This window comes from Sphingopyxis sp. NJF-3, from assembly GCF_053514865.1.
Genome location: NZ_CM130726.1, coordinates 1,016,464 through 1,033,936, shown reverse-complemented (window position 1 = coordinate 1,033,936; position 17,473 = coordinate 1,016,464). Strand labels below are relative to the sequence as shown.

At 61.4% G+C, this 17,473-nt stretch carries 14 protein-coding genes; 2 read left to right on the top strand and 12 right to left on the bottom strand.

What is annotated here, in order from left to right; genetic code table 11:
* Positions 1-46: 46 nt before the first annotated feature.
* The 5 genes from ACOTSS_RS04850 to ACOTSS_RS04830 form a co-directional block, all read right to left on the bottom strand.
* On the bottom strand, positions 47-1,207 hold the full coding sequence (locus tag ACOTSS_RS04850) for a mandelate racemase/muconate lactonizing enzyme family protein (RefSeq protein ID WP_448690401.1): 1,161 nt from the start codon (positions 1,205-1,207) through the stop codon (positions 47-49).
* Between the two features lie 159 nt (positions 1,208-1,366).
* A complete protein-coding gene (locus ACOTSS_RS04845; RefSeq protein ID WP_448690400.1) occupies positions 1,367-2,716 on the bottom strand; it encodes a family 16 glycosylhydrolase in 1,350 nt (449 codons plus the stop codon).
* A gap of 115 nt (positions 2,717-2,831) precedes the next feature.
* Positions 2,832-3,989, bottom strand: coding sequence for a mandelate racemase/muconate lactonizing enzyme family protein (locus tag ACOTSS_RS04840; protein ID WP_448690399.1), 1,158 nt, complete (start codon positions 3,987-3,989; stop codon positions 2,832-2,834).
* 27 nt (positions 3,990-4,016) lie between these two features.
* On the bottom strand, positions 4,017-4,637 hold the full coding sequence (locus tag ACOTSS_RS04835; protein ID WP_448690398.1) for a 2-dehydro-3-deoxy-6-phosphogalactonate aldolase: 621 nt from the start codon (positions 4,635-4,637) through the stop codon (positions 4,017-4,019).
* A 24-nt stretch (positions 4,638-4,661) separates the two neighbouring features.
* On the bottom strand, positions 4,662-5,579 hold the full coding sequence (locus tag ACOTSS_RS04830) for a 2-dehydro-3-deoxygalactonokinase (protein WP_448690397.1): 918 nt from the start codon (positions 5,577-5,579) through the stop codon (positions 4,662-4,664).
* Positions 5,580-5,757: 178 nt separating this feature from the next.
* On the opposite strand from ACOTSS_RS04830, the gene ACOTSS_RS04825 reads away from it, so the two are divergent.
* Both ACOTSS_RS04825 and ACOTSS_RS04820 read left to right on the top strand, forming a co-directional pair.
* Positions 5,758-7,314, top strand: coding sequence for an MFS transporter (locus ACOTSS_RS04825; protein WP_448690396.1), 1,557 nt, complete (start codon positions 5,758-5,760; stop codon positions 7,312-7,314).
* Between the two features lie 44 nt (positions 7,315-7,358).
* Positions 7,359-8,138 carry a glucose 1-dehydrogenase gene (locus ACOTSS_RS04820; protein WP_448690395.1) on the top strand — a complete coding sequence of 260 codons (780 nt, stop codon included), beginning with the start codon at positions 7,359-7,361 and terminating at the stop codon, positions 8,136-8,138.
* On the opposite strand, the gene ACOTSS_RS04815 is transcribed toward ACOTSS_RS04820, so the two are convergent.
* From ACOTSS_RS04815 to ACOTSS_RS04785, 7 genes are read right to left on the bottom strand one after another with little or no spacing between them, the layout of a single operon-like run.
* Positions 8,126-9,601 carry a sulfatase-like hydrolase/transferase gene (locus tag ACOTSS_RS04815; RefSeq protein WP_448690394.1) on the bottom strand — a complete coding sequence of 492 codons (1,476 nt, stop codon included), beginning with the start codon at positions 9,599-9,601 and terminating at the stop codon, positions 8,126-8,128. The genes ACOTSS_RS04820 and ACOTSS_RS04815 overlap by 13 nt on opposite strands.
* Before the next feature lie 51 nt (positions 9,602-9,652).
* Entirely contained in the window at positions 9,653-10,399 is a 747-nt protein-coding gene (locus tag ACOTSS_RS04810) for a FadR/GntR family transcriptional regulator (RefSeq protein ID WP_448690393.1), read from the bottom strand.
* A 60-nt stretch (positions 10,400-10,459) separates the two neighbouring features.
* Entirely contained in the window at positions 10,460-11,347 is an 888-nt protein-coding gene (locus ACOTSS_RS04805; protein ID WP_448690392.1) for an SMP-30/gluconolactonase/LRE family protein, read from the bottom strand.
* The gene (locus ACOTSS_RS04800) at positions 11,344-12,888 is read right to left on the bottom strand and encodes a sulfatase-like hydrolase/transferase (RefSeq protein ID WP_448690391.1); all 1,545 of its coding nucleotides are present in this window, start codon (positions 12,886-12,888) and stop codon (positions 11,344-11,346) included. The genes ACOTSS_RS04805 and ACOTSS_RS04800 overlap by 4 nt, the downstream gene beginning before the upstream one ends.
* 3 nt (positions 12,889-12,891) lie before the next feature.
* Positions 12,892-14,364, bottom strand: coding sequence for a sulfatase-like hydrolase/transferase (locus tag ACOTSS_RS04795; protein ID WP_448690390.1), 1,473 nt, complete (start codon positions 14,362-14,364; stop codon positions 12,892-12,894).
* Positions 14,365-14,366: 2 nt separating this feature from the next.
* On the bottom strand, positions 14,367-15,767 hold the full coding sequence (locus ACOTSS_RS04790; RefSeq protein WP_448690389.1) for a family 16 glycosylhydrolase: 1,401 nt from the start codon (positions 15,765-15,767) through the stop codon (positions 14,367-14,369).
* A gap of 47 nt (positions 15,768-15,814) precedes the next feature.
* A complete protein-coding gene (locus tag ACOTSS_RS04785) occupies positions 15,815-17,266 on the bottom strand; it encodes an aldehyde dehydrogenase family protein (protein WP_448690388.1) in 1,452 nt (483 codons plus the stop codon).
* Positions 17,267-17,473: the final 207 nt, after the last annotated feature.

Sequence of the window (17,473 nt, the reverse complement as noted above, 5' to 3'; positions counted from 1 at the left end):
CGGCGGTGACAGCAAGGCCATCGGCGCGCGCGCGCGGAAATCGCTCTCAACTCACTTCAAAATGCCGTATGAAATCAGGGTCGGGATCGACACCAAGGCCGGGCTTTGTCGGCAAGGCAACGCTTCCGCCGCTCTGCTTGACCTGCTCGGAAATTCGCAACGGTTCCTGTAGCAATTCCTCGCGGAAGCGGTTGGGCGTCGTGTCATATTCAAGCATCGGCTGGACCGGATGCGCCCCGCCAGGAAAATCGGGGAGCGCGGCGAGCAGGTGCAGGTTCGTGCCGACCGCGATCGCTGAACCCCACACATGATTGACCACCGGCACGAAATGCGCCTGGGCGAGCGCAAGCACCTTCAGATATTCGGTGATGCCGCCAAGGCCGCAAACCTCGGGCTGAAGGATGTCGACGCAGCGTCCGCCGATGAGGTCACGAAAGCCCCAGCGGGTGAATTCGGCCTCACCGCCCGCTATATTGATATCCAGCGCCTCGCACAGATCGCGATAGCCTTGCCGATCCTCGGGTGCGACCGGCTCCTCGAACCAGGCGACGTCGAGCCGTTCGAGGGCGCGCCCGAGCCCGATCGCCTCGCGCGCGGTATAAGCGTGATTGGCATCGACCATCAGCCCCGTCGCATCGCCGATGGCGCCGCGCACCGCTTCGACAAGTTCGATATCCGCCTTGGGCCCAAGACCGATCTTCATCTTCATCGCGCCGAAGCCCGCATCGCGGATCTTCACGCTTTCTTCGGCGAAGCGGCGGGCAAGGTCATTCTTGCGCTGCAGCATCATGCCATAGCCATAGACCTCGATGCGGTCGCGAAACGCACCGCCCATCAACTGATAGACGGGGCAGTCGCACGCCTTTCCGGCGATATCCCAGAGCGCAATATCGACGCCGGAGAGCGCCTGGATCGGCATGCCCTTCTGGCCATGATCGCGTAGAAGATTATACACCTTGTGCCAGATGACTTCGCGGTCGCGCGGATCCATCCCGACGATAAGTGGCGCGATGACGCGCTCGACGATCGTCTTGTTGGCGAAGGCCACCGCCCCGCCGCCAAAGCATTCGCCCCAGCCGGTGACCCCCTCGTCGGTCTGAACCTCGACGAGATGCGCGGTACGCTTCGCATAATATTGCTGCGAATAACCGAGCTCTTCGTCGAGATCATATTGCAGCACATGACTCTTGATGGCGGTAATTCGCATCAGAGTGCGACCAACGGCATTTTAAAGACCGGCATGATCCGGCGCCTCCCTCTCCCAGTTGCCCGGCATGGACCGAATCGACAACACATCTAATTAAACATCATATGTTTCGAAATGCAAGACATCCATTGCTCGCGTGAGCGAACACAGTAAGGAATCTCAGGGAATCAAGGCGAAAGGTGGACTTTCGTCGCTCGACAAATGCCCGTCCTTGTTCTTGTCGCGATTGGAAAAGACCCAAAGATAGACGCGCACGATTTCGTCGGCGCTCATTTCGTCGTTTCCGTCGGCGTTGAAACGCTCGAGCGTCAGCTTCTGAAACCCGCCTTCGTTGCCACCGAGCCACTCAGCCGCGGAGATCTTGCCGTTCTTGTCGGCGTCGCGGATCTGGAGCTCGCGCGTCCCCATGAACATCACGAATTCGGCGGGCGAAAGGCGCCCGTCAACGTCGCCATCGACGCCCGGCTTGAACGGCGACGATGCGCCAGCGCTGCTGTGCGGCGCCGCAACAGACGATTTGACCATCGCGGGCGCACCCAGACGCGGCTCGTCCGACCGGCGCCACGTGCGCACCCAATCGACTTCCATCGTGCTTGGATAGCCATCAGCCGTCGCCGCCGCAGGGACGGGACAGCGCCAGAAGCCCCCGGCACAGTCCCGATAGGTGACATGCGGCGAGCGCAGACCCAGCGAGAGCGTGACATACATGGGAAGGTGCCAATAAAGGTTCGGCTTTCGCGCGACCTCGACTCCATCGACATACCAGATGACTTCGTCGGGTGACACGCGAGCGCCATAGACGTGAAAGTCGTCGCGCGGATCGAATTTGGCCTCGATCCGGTTTTTGGTCATCTCGGGAAAACTGCCCGGCCGCTTCCATATCTCCTTGCCGCCTTCGATCATCCGCATGTGGAGGTTCATGTCGATCACCTCGGGGCCGTCGCGCCCGACCGCATTTTCGACAAAGCCGCCTTGCTGAAGCTCGACGATATCGACTTCGGAATAAGTGACCGCGCCTTCCTTGCGTTCGAAACCGTGCCGTTTGTTGGTGTCAGCGACGCTATAAATCCAGAAGGCCGGACTGGAACCCGGGAAAGTCGGCACGCCCTTGATGCGGGCCTCGTAATAGCCATAGGTCTGATAGTCCCTTGAACGGACAATCCCCGATTTATAATAGAGCTGCTGCTCGCTCGGGCCGCTCGCTGCGGGAGCACGGCGCGAAGCGCGGTGGGGTGCGTAGCGGATCGTCAGCCGTAGGCGCCCGTCTTCAACCGCCGCATTGTCCGGATCCCACGTCCAGGGACCCCAATCGTCGACATCGGCATCCCAACGAGAAGGATCGACCTTCGCTTCGCCGAATTCGTCCGACAGTGTCTGGACCAACTCCCACCCGGCCTGCTGATCGGCCGGAAGCATCGGGCGGTCAGGCTCCAGGGCCTGGGCGCCGCTCGCCAGGGCCGCGCTGCCGACGCTTAAAGCGATGATCGACGTCACGTCTGAAATCCTCATGGATCCGCTCCCTCTTTCAGCGGGCGCGACTTTGCGCGCCTCGATTCTCTATGATGTTTATAAACATCATATGTTTCAGGATTGCAAGCCATGTTCGACGGATCGCGCGGCTCGACTACCAGTTCGTATAAGAGCCGTCGGGCTTTTGCATTCGCGGCGCTTCCCAATATTTGAAGCTGCACGCCGCAACCGCTTCCTCGTTCACGAGAACGCCATGCCCGGGCCGGTCGCCGATCGAATAGGTGCATTGCTCGACGCTGGGGACATGTTCGAAATAGCGCGAGAGATCCTCCTTGTCGCGCAATTCATAGGGCGCGATTTCGTGCGAGAAGAAATTGGGGATGGCGGCCGCCATTTGCAGCGTCGCCGCGGTACAGATGGGCCCCAGGGGATCGTGCGGCATCACGTCGATATAATGGGCTTCGGCAAAGGCCGCGACCTTCATCGCTTCGGTAAGCCCGCCGACATTGCACACGTCGATCCGCGCAAAATTCGTGAGACCCGACTCTATGAGTGGCATGAACTGCCATTTGTCCGAACATTCCTCGCCGATTGCAAAAGGAATGTCGGTCATCTGCCTTAGCGTTCTGTAGGCCTCGACCGACTGGTAGCGGATCGGTTCCTCGAGAAAATCGAGCGTAGCGGGCGGCAGCTTCTGACAAAAGGACGCCGCTTCGGCGACGCTGAGCCGATGATGAAGGTCGATGCCGAGCGCGACGGTCTCGCCGATCTCCTGGCGCAATTCCCTGAGCGCGGCTGCGGTATCGGCCATCGATTTGCGAATGTCGATGATCGTCGTCCGATCGCTCGATCCCAAATCGCCGGCAGCGAGGCGCACGGTTTTCCACCCGTCCGCTACGAAGCTTTTGACCTCTTCGATCATCGTCGCGTCGTGGGGCTTGATGCTCGTCACGAAACAGTCGACCCGGTCACGCTGCTTGCCACCGAGAAGGCGATGCACCGGAACGTCGAGCGCCCTACCCGCAATGTCCCAGAGCGCGATGTCGATCGCCGAGAGCGCAGCGGTGAGGACGCGCCCGCCTTCGAAATATTGGCCACGATAGACTTCCTGCCAGATCGCGCCAATGCGCGTCGGATCCTTGCCGATCAGAAACTCGCGAAAATGGTCGATCGCCCCGACCACCGCCTTTTCGCGGCTCGACAGGCCTGACTCGCCCCAACCGTGAAGCCCCTCGTCGGTCTCGACCTTGACGAGGCAGAGGTTACGGTGCCCGACCCACACCGGATAGGCTTTGACATCGGTGATCTTCATGGTTGCTGCGAACCTCCCCAAGCAAACTCAACCGCCGATGGCAGCGCGCAAGGCCTCGGCCCTGGTTTTCACGGCTTCGACCGAATCGCCGGGCCGATATAATTCGCTCCCGATCCCGAATCCCGCCGCGCCCGCCGTCTTCCATTCGGCGATAGTCGACGAACTCACCCCGCCTGTCACGAGGATGCTGACATCGGTTGGCAAAACCGAGGACAGTGCCTTCAAATGTCCTGTGCCGTATGTCGTTGCCGGAAAGAGCTTGAGGTGGCGTGCCCCCGCCTCGACCGCGACAAAGGCTTCGGTCGCGGTTGCAACGCCAGGCACCGCAATCATATCCGCCGCGATGGTCGCGCGAATGACGTCGGCATTGGTGTTGGGAGTCACGATAATCCGTCCCCCCGCCGCGCGAACCTTCGCGACCGACGCGACATCGAGTACCGTTCCCGCGCCGGTGATGCAGTCGCCCGGCAGGGCATCGGCCATCGCGCGGATGGACGCATAGGGGTCAGGCGAGTTCAGCGGCACTTCGATGCAGCGGAAGCCCGCATCGTAGAGAATGCGGGCCACAGGAGCGGCCTCGTCGGGCCTTATGCCACGTAAAATCGCCACCAGAGGCATGTGCGCGAGCGCTTGTTCGATGCTTGTCATCATCGTCGATCCTTCAATTTGAAACTATAACGCAAGAAAGCCGGCGTGAACGGCGTCGACCCCGTCGAGGATCCGGCACGACTGTCCCATGCGCTCGATGGCATGCGCATATTTGCGGCATAGGGAGGGATCACCGACAAGCTCGATCCCGGCTGCGGGGATGCCATAAAGATCGAAGGCGTTCTGCACGCACGAACCAATGAGCAGGCCCGACAAATAGCTCGGGCCGTCGCCCGCCGCTTCGCCCTGAACGAGTTTGCGCGTTCGCGTCGAGAAGAGTGAATGAAGCAGCGCGCTGGGCTGGTCGAGAATGACGTCGACACCCTTGAGAAATGTGTCCTTCTCGAACGGCTTGGCGAATATCACATCGTCCTTGGGGACAAGGATCGAATGTTCCTTGAGCATCGCGAAAAGCTCGCCGGTGAGCGACGTATTGAAAAATTCGAGGCGCCCGCCGTCCATCCGACACCACTTCGTGTGCGTTCCGGGCAGGCAGTATAGCCGGTCGGCCTGCGACACACCCGCATTCGCAGCCAGCCAACCGAGCATTTGCAATTCTTCGCCACGCATCAGGTCGGGCTGCCCCATCGGATTGGTGCAGCGCACGCCGGGCAGGATCGCCATGCGGTGGCCACACTGCTCGAACCGCTCGGCCTGGTCGGTGAGGTCAGCAAGGCTGGCGGGACACGGAAGATAGCGAGTCTGGCGCCATCCGATATTCGATCCGACCATCCCCGCCATTACGATATCGAGCTTGCCATGTTTGTCGGTCCACGGTTCGATAGCCGACAGGAGGACGTCGGCGATCGGACGGTCGAGCCTGGCGATGCCGTCGCCATAAACGACATGGTCGCGATCGGGCGCCTGCCCCTCTTCCTCGATCAACATGGCGCGCATACGACTGGTGCCCCAGTCGACGCCGACATATGGCCGGGTGTGCATGATATTATCCTCTCCTATGCGCGCTTGCCTCATCTCCCAGCTCAGCGCCATCGCTCTACATCATTCATCATATGTTTGCGAAGGTCAAACTAATATGGCATAGCGCCAGCAGTCGCCCGTAGATAATCGGTTCCGTCGGGCTATCGACGGGAACCAGGGCAGAGGGAGAGGAAATTCGATGCTGGCAACCGCCACCCAGCGCAGTGCGACGCGCTATGCCTTTATCGCCGCCTTTGGCGGCTTTGTGTTCGGGCTCGATGCGGCGAACCTGTCAGGGGCGATTCGCTATATCAGCGCACTCTTCGCGCTCGATTCGTTCGAGGTGGGGCTCGTCGCAACCTGTTCGATCGTCGGCGTCATCGTCGCCCTCTTCTTCACGGGATGGCTGTGCGAACGCTTCGGGCGCAAGAAGATCCTCCTCGCCATCGCCCTCGCCTATTCGCTGTCGTCGATTCTCTCCGCGCTGGCCGTCAACTTCGAGATGCTCGTGATCGGGCGCTTCATCGGCGGGGTCGCCTTCGCATCGATCACGGTTTCCGCCATGTATATCGGCGAGATCGCGCCTGCCGACGAGCGCGGGCGCTTCGTTTCGATGTCGCAGCTGCTGATCGTGCTCGGGAGTCTCGTGGCCTTCATAGTCAATTATTTTCTGGTCAAATCGCTGCCGACATCGACCTTGTTCACCGAGCAGAATGTCTGGCGCTACATGCTCGGCTTTGAACTGATCGCGAATGTCATCTGGGTCGCGAGCTTGCTCACCGTGCCCGAATCGCCGCGCTGGCTGATGGGCAAAGGCAGGCAGGAAGACGCCCTCCTCGTCTTTCGGCGGACGATTCCCGATCACCAAATTCCGGCAACGGTCGCCGACGTAGAAGCAAGCATCGCGGAGGAAGCCCGCCAACGTCCCTTGGCCCAACTCAGGGAGCTGTTCAGCCGTCACTATGGCTATGTCATCGCGATCGGCGCGGTCTATGCCGTGGTCCAGGGAGCGACGGGCATGAACGCGGTCCTGTTCTTTGCACCGATGGTGTTCGAACAGATCGGCATGAGCGTCGAGGACAGTTTTTTCCAGACCATCATCCTCGGGGGCACGGCGGTGCTCGGGACGATCATCGCGATCCTGTTTGTCGAGAAATGGGGGCGTCGTTTCCTGACCATTGCCGGGCTGACACTCATTTTCGTTGCCCATTTGTCGACCTGGCACGGTTTCGACAGCGCCAAATACCGGATCGACGAAAGCGCAATCGCGGCCATCGCCGAGCAGGGCGTCGATTCAAGCAAGCTCGCGCCCCTGTCCGGCCGCACCTATGACAGCGACGTCGCGCTCAAGCGCGATCTTGCGTCCGTCTATTCGATGCAGGAACTTCCGCTTGTGACCGGGCCGGTGATCAATTCGACGATCGACATCAATCCGATCTTCGTCCTGTTCGGCATTTTCGCCTTTTATGCGGCGTTTAATCTCTCGATCGGTCCGATCATGTGGGTCATCTTTTCAGAGATATTTCCGAACGCTGTGCGAAGCGTGGCGATGCCCTTCGTCGCGCTCGTGCAGACGATCGCGGGCTTCATCATCTCCTATTTCTTCCCCTGGCAGCTCGAAAATTTCGGCGCGGCCTCGACCTTCCTGATCTTCGCGATCGTCGCGGGAATCGGGGTCGCGGTCATGGCCTTCATCCTGCCCGAGACGAAAGGCAAATCGATCGAGCAGCTTGAGCGCGAGCTCGTCAGGGACTAGCCCATTTTCAGCGATTTGCAGCCATGCTGCCAAGGAGATTCATCATGCCGGGACGGCTCGAAGGCCGCATTGCCATCGTGACCGGGGGGGCCGACGGTATCGGCCGCGCCATCAGCGAACTCTTCGCGCGCGAGGGCGCGCACGTCTGCATCGCCGATCGCAATGAAGAGTTGGGCACGAAAGCGGTCGCGGACATTTCGGGCGACGGCGGCATCGTCCATTTTGTCCCGACCGATATCGCCAACGCGGCTAGTATCAAGGCGATGGTCGCCGCGACTTGCGCCCGGTTCGGCGAACCGAATATTCTTATCAACAATGCCGGCTATATTACGTTCACCGACGACCCGGTCGAAGCCACGCCAGAGACCTGGCGCGACATTTTTCAAGTCAATCTGGAGGGCATGTGGGAGTGCAGCCGCGCCGTCCTTCCCTTCATGCGCAGTGCAAAAAAGGGCTCGATCATCAATCTCGGGTCGGTTCATTCGTTTCAGATCGTGACAGGCCATTTCCCTTATGCCGTCACCAAACATGGCGTCATCGGCCTGACGCGAAGCCTTGCGGTCGAATATGGCCGCGACAATGTCCGCGTGAATGCCCTGTGCCCCGGAATGGTCGAAACACCGACCGCCCTGCGCGGCTGGGCCGCGACCGACGACCCTGAGGGCATCCGCAAGGCCGTCGGTGAGACCCATCCGCTCGGACGTAACGCAAGTCCCGAGGAAATGGCCTATCCCGCCCTTTTCCTCGCGAGCGATGAATCGAGCTTCATGACCGGCCAATCGCTGATCGTCGATGGCGGACGATCGGCCTTTTATTCCGACTGATCGGTCGTGCCGTCGGCTTTCCAGTCCCAGGGCGTCGTATAGGCATCGAGCGCGGGCTTGCGATACCGGTCCATGCGATCGGTGTCATATTCCTCGAACTGCTGATCGAGCGTCCAGAGCGGGCGCTGCTGGGTCAGCTCCCATTCGTGGAGCCGCTTGAACAATGCGAACACGCGTTCGGGAAAGCGCGCCGCAAGGTCGCGTTGCTCGCCTTCATCGCGCGCGAGGTTGAAGAGTTGTGCCGGTCGGTCGGCAAAGCGGATGAGCTTCCATTCGCCGTCAAGCACCGCCGCGCGAACGTCCTTTTTCCAGAACAGATAGCGATGCGGCGAGGCCGAACCCGCGTTTCCGATAAAGGGAATGATATTGGAGCCGTCGACGTTGCGCAGCACGCTTGTATCGCCGCCGGCGGCGGCAAAGAAGGTCGGCAGCAGGTCCATCGTGCTCACCGGTCGGTCATAAACAATTCCCTCAGGCAGACGGGCCGGCCAGCTCAGAAGGAAAGGCACCCGGATGCCGCCCTCGAGGTGGTTTGATTTTGTGCCCGCAAGCGGCCAGTTGATCGATCCGTTCTTGTCGGTCGGCCCGCCATTATCGTTAGTGAAGACGACGATCGTATTATCGCTGAGTCCGTGCTTCTCGAGCGATGCCATCACCGTTCCGATCGCGCGATCCATCGACAGCATCATCGCCGCATAGGTTTTACGCTTGCCGGTGAGCGAAGGGAAGCGCGCCAGATCCTCGTCCGTCGCTTCCATCGGCGTGTGCGGCGCATTAAAGGCAAGATAGATAAAGAAGGGACTCTCGGCGTTGCGATCGATGAAGTCTGCCGCTTCATCGCCGAGCTGGTCGGTCAGATAGCGGCTCGGCTCCTCCAGCTTGCCGAAACCCCGCTCCATCAGCTTGTCGCGCGCAACGCTGGCATCGCCTGCGCGATAAGCGAAATAGCTCCGATCGCCGCCGCGAAAGCCGTAGAATTCGTCGAAGCCCCGACTGAGTGGATGAAAGCGGTCGGCATTGCCGAGGTGCCATTTGCCGTACATCGCGGTCCGGTATCCGCGCGTCTTGAGCAGTTCGGCCATCGTCGTCTGGCTGAGCGGTACACCCATGTCGTCGCCGAGAAATTTCGAATTGGGGCTCATGAATCCCGGGACGTTGATTTCCTGATAGCCGAACTTCTGCTGATAGCGTCCTGTCAGCAGCCCCGCGCGCGACGGTCCGCATGTCGCGTCGGTGACATAGCCACGGGTGAATCGCACGCCCCTGCGCGCCAGCGCGTCGAGATTCGGAGTCAGAATGTCGCGAGCGCCCTGAAAGCCGAAATCATGATAGCCCGCATCGTCGGAGAAGATGAGGATGATGTTGGGCTGTTCGGTCTGGCTGGCGGGACGTGTCTGCGCCGCGACAGGAAGAGAGGCTGCTATGCAAACCGCTGTGCAGAGGGAGAGGATTTTGCTGATCATCGGTGGTATTTGCTCATCGGTGGAGGTTGGAAACGGCCGCAGATAGCCGCGCTAGATCAAGGGATCGTCGCCAAATTCGAGGTTGAGCCGACGGACGGCATCCTCGAGCAATTTGGCCGTCAATTTTTCGGCCTTCGCGCCGTCGCGTTTCTCGATCGCGTTGGCGACGTCGCGATGGAAAGGGATGGAAGCGCCATTTTCGCGGGGATCCTTGTTGGTGATCCGAACGCTGATGAGCAGCGCCGAATAGGTCACCCCCTCGATCGCGGCGATGAACTCATTATGCGCTGCATGGAGGATGGCCTTGTGAAACAGCGCGTCGGCGATGATGAAGCGTTCGGCCGATCCCTGTTCTTCGGCCATGCGGTCGCAGGCGAGCTGAATATCCTGAACTTCCTCGTCGGTCGCGCGCTCGGCAGCCCAGCGCGCCGCCTTGGGTTCGATCGCGAGGCGTATCTCGGCGAGCTGCGACAGGAATTGCTTGCGCGGCGGGGCAGAGAGGTGCCACGCCATCACATCGTCGTCGAGCAGCTTCCAGTTGTTGCGCGCGCGCACATGGGTGCCGATCCCGCGGCGAACCGACAACATGCCCTTCTCGACGAGAATCTTCACGGCTTCGCGTACGACAACCCGGCTCACCGCATAGCGTTCGGCCAGCGAATTCTCGTCCTCGATGAGTTCGCCGGGCTGGAATGTGCCGGCAACAATCCGCCGCCCCATCTCGCGCGCCATCTGGGCGGGAAGGCTCAACCGGACATTGGGTGTGTCCTTGAGATCATAATAGACGAGTTCGCTCATAATATCTCCATCAAGCTTGCCCGGTCACCCTAACACATAGATATGATGTTTGTATTGGCCTTATAAGCCATCGACAACGAAGCGCGGCTCGGCCACGCCGCGCGCGACGCCCGGAAAGCATAATGTGGTGCCGTGCGGCGCGGCATCCTGCGACCGAGCGTCGAGACCGATGGCCGCCGTCGTCACGAAAAGGTCCGAATAATCGCTGCCGCCGAACGCAGGACAGGTCGGACGCGGCGTTCGCGTATCGAACCGTTCGACGAGTTTGCCTTCGGGGCTGATCCGCAGCACCGCCGAGCCGTCGAAGATTGCGCACCAAAGATGCCCTTCGCGATCAATGATCGCGCCATCGATTGTCGTCACGCAACCGGAATAGTCGAGAAACAGTTCGGGATCGCCCACCGGCCACCCATCCGCGTCGAGCGTCAGGCGCCACGTCTTGCGCAGCGCCGAGTCCGTACAATAGGCGATTTGGCGCGCGCGGTCGATGCAAAGGCCATTGGGGATGGTCATCCGCTCAACCAGCCGCCGAAGCTCACCCCGATAAAAGCGATAAATGGCGCCAGCCTCGGGGTCCGCCTTCTTGCTCATCGTGCCGACCCAGAAGCCACCCCACGGATCACCGCGGCCATCGTTGCTTCGTGTGGCCGAGTTATCGGCCTCGATCGGGCAGATCGGCGTCCGAGCCCAGTCGGCGATCGCAAGCCGGTAGAGCCCGGTTTCGCTCGCGAGCAGCAGGGTGTCGCGATCGATCCAGCCGAGCGCCGAGATCATTTCGTCGAAGTGCTGCTCGCGCGCTCCGTCCGGGCCGCGCGCCATCAGCTTCTGCTTGGGAATATCGACCCAGAACAGTTCGTCCCGCCCGGGGTGCCACAGGGGCGCCTCGCCGAGTCCGCAGCGACGATCATCGAAAATCCGCGGGGGAAGACTGTCCGCGCTGCCGCTCATCGCTTTTCGCTCCGGTCGATCAGCAACGCCAGATTAGCCGCGGCAGGGTCTTCCACGGCGCGGAGACGCTCGAGCAGCCGATGCCGCAATCCCGCCAGTTTTGCGGCATGGCGAGGCGAATCGATCAGATTGACCGTTTCGCCCGGGTCGGCCTTCAAGTCGTAAAGCTCGTCGATCGTATCGCCGGGGTTCCACACATATTTATGATCGCGCGTGCGCAGCGCGCGAAGACCGAACCAGGCACCATTATACCATTCATAGGCGTAGAGCGCGTCGTCGGGCCCCTTATAGGCCGCGCTGCCGTCGATGAGGCCGGCGAGCGACTGGCCGTCGATCGGCTTGTCGGGGGCCAATCCCATCCAGTCGAACAAGGTCGCCGGAATATCGATGAGCGACACATGCCGGTCGACCACATGGGGGCGTGCATCGGGATCGCGCATCAACAAGGGTATGCGCATCAATTCGTCATAGGCATAGGCCGATTTGTCATAGAGACCATGCTCGCCGATCATGCTCCCCTGGTCGCCCAGCAGGACGATGTGCAGATCGTCATAAAGGCCCGCTTCCTTCGCCGTGCGGATGAGGTCGCCCACCGCGCGGTCGATCATCGCCACCGCGCCATAGTATTTGGCCCGCGCCTCGCGCCAGTCCCGATCGGTCATGTGCCCGACGTCGTGCCACGGCCACCAGGGATATTCCTGGCTCAGCGGCGTGGCGACGCGCGGCGCGAGATGGTTGGCCGGAAGTTTGATCGTGTCAGGATCGAACATCGACGCATAGGGTTCGGGAACGCGATAGGGCGGGTGCGGCTGCTGAAAGCTCACAACGGCGAGGAAAGGCCGATCCTCTTTCGCAACCTCGCGGATGAATTGCTGACCCTTGTGGACCTTCCCGGCGGTAAAGCTGGTTTCGTAACTGCCGGCGAGCGTCTCATAATATTGATGTTTTTCGCCGCCAGCATCACGCTCCCCGGCCTGATAGCGCCGCACGGCGGCAAGCGAGTCGCGCGGGGTGTAGGGTTTGCGCGCCGCTTCTTCTTCCTCAAATGCCTCGACATATTCGGCTCCGCGGATTTGCGGGCCGCGCTCGCCGAGATGCCATTTCCCGACATATCCGACGCGGTAACCGTTCCGGCTCGCCGCGCGCAGCAATCCCCCCTCGTCATCGCTGAGCTTCGCGAGGCGCGAATGCCAAAGCTCGACATTGTCGTCGAGGCCGGTGCGATGCCCCCACCGGCCGGTAAAAAGCGCGGCGCGTGAGGGCGAACAAAGCCCCGTCGTGCTGATCGCAAGGTCGAAGCGCGTCGACTGCGCTGCCAGCGCATCTATATTGGGCGTCGGGACCGGTCCGCCCCGGTAAGAAAAGCTGTCGAAACGCAAATCGTCGAAGAGGAGGATCAGGACGTTCGGCTTGCGGACCTTTGCTTTCGCTGTCGAGGAGGGAGCCGTAGCGTCAGCCGCAGCTCCCGCCGGCGCTGCCTTCGCCGCAACCAGCGTGGAGGCACTGAGCGCAAGACCGAGCGCGAGCGAACGAACCAGCATCGTTCAGGACCCTTCCCATTCATTGTAGATGGCGATGGCGCTACGCTTCGCCATTTGATCGTTCCAGCGCTGCCAGGCGGCATCGAGTTCGTGCGCGCGCTGTTTTCGATCACCCCGCAGATTTTTCTGTTCGCCAATATCCTTCGACACGTCGAACAGCGATTGGTCGCGCTTATATTCGACCAGCTTGTCATTCCCATCGATCGCCGCACGGCGGCCGATCCGCAAATTGTCGCGCGTATCGGCGGGGTAGCGCCAGAACAACTGGCGATGCGGGGCTTCGCCTTTCTTGGCGCCCGTCAAGTAAGGGATGAGGTTGACCCCATCGAGCGCGTTTCGCGCCGGAATGCTGATCCCGTTGACCCCGGCGGCGGTCGCCGCGATGTCGAGCGAACTGACGCTGTGCGGATAGTTGACGCCGGCCGGGATCCGTCCGGTCCAGCGCATGGCGAAAGGAACACGAACCCCGCCCTCGAACAGGTCGCCCTTGCCGCCCCGAAGCGGCAAGTTGACCGAACCGTTGCGGGCGCGAACGAGCGGCCCTCCATTGTCGGAGAGGAAGAAAACAATGGTATCGTCCGCAAGGCCGAGCGTGTCGAGCCGGTCAAGAAGCACACCAACCCCGTCGTCGACAGCACTGACCATCGCGGCATAGGTCCGCCGACGCTCATCAGCGATATGGCGGAAACGGTCGAGATATTTCTGGGTCGCCTGCATCGGCGTATGCGGCGCATTGTAGGCGAGGTAGAGGAAAAATGGCCTTTCCTTGTGACGTTCGACGAACTCGACGGCGCGTTCGGATAGCCAGTCGGTCAAATAGCCCGAGGTAGCAACCTGCTCGCGTCCGACCATCAGCCAGCTCTCATAGAGCTGTCCGCCGTTCTTGGCCTCCTTGATCGGGATGTTGCGGAGCCGATCGAGGAAATAATTGTGCCCGCCGTTGGGGAAGCCGTAAAATTCGTCGAAGCCGCGCTCGAAGGGGTGAAACTGGTCATGGTTGCCCATGTGCCATTTCCCCAGCGCCGCGCTGGTATAGCCCGCTTGGTCCAGAATATCGGCGATCGTGCGTTCGGAAAGCGGAAGACCGGCGGTGGGATCGTGCGGGTTTTCGCTGGCGTTAAGATCATAGCCGAAGCGCGACTGATAGCGCCCCGTCAACAAGCCGGCGCGGCTCGGACCACAAACCGGAAAGCTCACATAGCCGCGATCGAAACGCACGCCTTCCTTCGCGATACGGTCGATATTGGGCGTCGGAATCTCGGTCGAACCGTTGAACCCGACATCGGCATAGCCCTGATCGTCTGTCAGGATGACGATGATGTTCGGCGGGCGATCCTGCGCTTTTTTCGCAGCGGTGACGGGCTGCGCCGCCGGTACGGCGAAGGTGCCATCGCGTTCGGATGCCGAGCAGGCGGCGAGCGCCATCGAGACCCCGAGCAGGAAAGCGCTCCGTATCGCCAGTTTCTTGCCCTTCATATTCACTCCGCCTCCCCTGCCGGCACCAGCGACACATCGTCGAAATAATAGGTTCCACTAGCCCGCCCGTCCTCGTTGACGAGCATGATCCGCACCCGGTCATTTGGCCCTGAGGCTGCGTTGCGGGGAATGCGGATGGGCAGGTTTACCCACTGATCGCGCGGAAAGCGGGAGAGGTCGATGGGCGGCGACTGGTACCAGGGCTCGTCGAGGAAAAACTGGACGACCGCGCGGCCGGGTCCGGTCGGCACATAGACACGCACCGAGAAATCCTGTTCGCCCGCATCGCTCACGACGGAACCGGGGGGCGCGAATGCGGTCAGCCGGCCCTTCGGGGCTTTGTCGGCGACAAGCCGCAAGCTGCGCTTTCCGCCGAGATATTGCTCATTTTCGGCGATCGCAAAATGCTTCGCCGCCGCGCCATCGAAATACCAGTCCTGCCGCCACTCCTCTTTGTTGCGGACTTTTTCGGAAGCACCGGGAGGCTTGCGACCAAGAGTGAAGAGCGGCCCCTCGAAACCGTAAAAAGCCCGGTCGAGGCGCTCGGTATCGGGTTTTTGCCACACCCGGACATAATCGACTTCATAATCGGCGGGCAGCTCGGCGGCATGCGGATAGCCGAGCCAGGAAAATATCTCGGAATCGAAATAGAGCTGCAGCGGATTGGTGAGCACCCAGCCGTCGCCGATTTCAGCCCGCGTCGCCTCGCGGATAAATTTGCCATCCACGTAAAAGCGCAGATACGCGGGATCCCATTCGACCCCATAGACATGGAAATCATCCGCAACGCGGAAACCAAGGTCGTGCTTTAAATTGAAAACCTTGTTGAGCGGCACGCCGCCGGTCGAGAATTTGCCGGGCCGCCAGTCATGGATCGCGGCGTTGAGCGTATCGGCCTCGATCCCGCCATCGCTCTTTTTCGGCCGCCCCATCTGCTCGTAGATATCAAGTTCGGACTCATGACCCAGCGTCCAGAAAGCGCTCGTCATCGCCGCATCGGCGGCCTTGGATCGGACCTCCATATAGCCGTAAAGAAAACGGCGGTTGCCGATCACGCCGCCGGTGGTGACGGGGGCGACAGGATCGCCGTAGCGCACGCCTCCCTGCGACTCGCCAACGAAGTCATAATCCGGATCCCATTTCGAGCGGATCTTGAGCTTGCCGTCCTCGACGCGAACATTCTCGGCAACGAATTGCGAAGGCGCGCGCCCCTTCCAGCCATTGAAGCCGCCGCCTCGCCCTTGCACATTCCATTTGTCGTGATCGATGTCTTCGCCATTAAATTCGTCCGACACCAGGTGATTGAGCACCCAGCCGCTGCCATTTGACGGATCGGACAAAGGAGCCGGATCGCTCGCCCAGCTGGGGCCTCCGGTGCCGAGAATGCTCGCGCCGAACAGCATCGCGGACGCGCGCGCGCAGCGAAGCATAGCCATGTGGACACCCCGCATCACGCGGCGGTGTCCGGCGTAAGCGCGGTGCTGATCCGCTTCACCGCGAAATAATCATCGAGCGCCAGATCCGAACAATCGACGCCGATCCCCGACTGTTTCAGGCCGCCATGGGGAAGATTGATCGCATATTTGACGCCGTTGATCTGGACCTCGCCAAAACGCAGCGCGCGAGCACACCGCCGCGCGCGCGCGGGATCGGCCGTAAACACATAAGCGGTGAGGCCAGCGTCGGTATCATTCGCGGCCGCGAGCATCTCATCTTCGCCCCCGGGCGGTTCCATCAAGTTGACGACCGGGCCGAATACCTCTTCGCGCGCGATGCGCATGTCGCCTGAGACATGTCGCAGCACCGTCGGTGCGAGGAAGGCGTCGCTGGGACTTGCTTCCGGCGCAGTGCCCCCCGTCAATATTTCGGCCCCCGCAGCAGTCGCATCGGCAATGAGCCCTTCGATCCGCGCGCGCGCGCCGCGATCGATCAGCGGCCCCATCGCGATCGCGGCGTTCCGGTCGAAACCCACGATCACCGCCTGCGCGCGCTCGACGATCTTTTGCGCCAGCGCGTCGCGGACCGCGTCTTCGGCAAAGACCCGGTTGGGTGCGACGCAGATTTGCCCCGAATTTCCGAACTTCAGCGCGGCAATCACATCTGCCGCAAGATCGAGATCGGCATCGGCAAAAACCAGCACCGGCGCATTGCCGCCCAGCTCCATCGAATAGCGTTTGATCGATGTCGCGCCGGTCCGCATGACATGCGCGCCGGTCGCGGTCGATCCGATCAGGGTGAGCATCGCGGGGATCGGTGACGAAGATATGCGATCGCCGATCATCGCGTCGTCGCCGCCCACGATGTTTACGGCGCCCGCAGGCAGGCCGGTCGCATGGCAGATTTGTCCGACCGCATAGGCCGATAGCGGCGTCTTTGCCGATGGCTTTATGACAATGGGGCATCCCGACGCCAGTGCCGGCCCAAGCTTGTAGGCGAGGTTCAGCAGCGGGAAATTCCAGGCGAGAAATGCGCCGACGACGCCGACCGGCTCGCGGGTGATTTCGTGGTGATGCGTACCCTCGCGATCCTCGATCAGCGCGCTGTCGAAGCCGCGCGCGAGTCCGGCATAATAGTCGAGACTGTCGAGCAGCATCGAAAAATCTTCGCCCGCTGCCGCCCAGGGCTTGCCCATCTCCAGATGAACAAGGGTGCGAAGCCATTCCTCCTTCGCCGCGATGGCTGCGCGCAGTCGGTTCATCCATTCGGCCCGTTCGGCCCCGCTCAGCGCCGACCAGCGGGGAAAGGCCGCCGCAGCCGCGGCGAGCGCCGCATCGACAGCCTCCGGCGACGCAGCGGCGATGCGGCCGACGATCTGATCGGTCGCCGGATTGACGACATCAACGGCAGTATCTGCGCCAACCAGCCGGCCAGCAATATAAAGGGGGAAAGTCTCGCCCGTCATTCCATCTCCCGCGGCCGAACCGCCCGTTTGTCGTGCCCGGCGACGCCTCGAAACATTGACCTCGCCAGCGCACAGTTATAGGACGTGATTAAACATCATATGTTTCATGAGTCAATGAGCTTTGGGAGATGGACATGCGAAACCATGTCGGCCGCCGCGGCCTGGCCGCGATGCTACTTGGTGCCGCGGGACTGGCCGGAGCCGCGG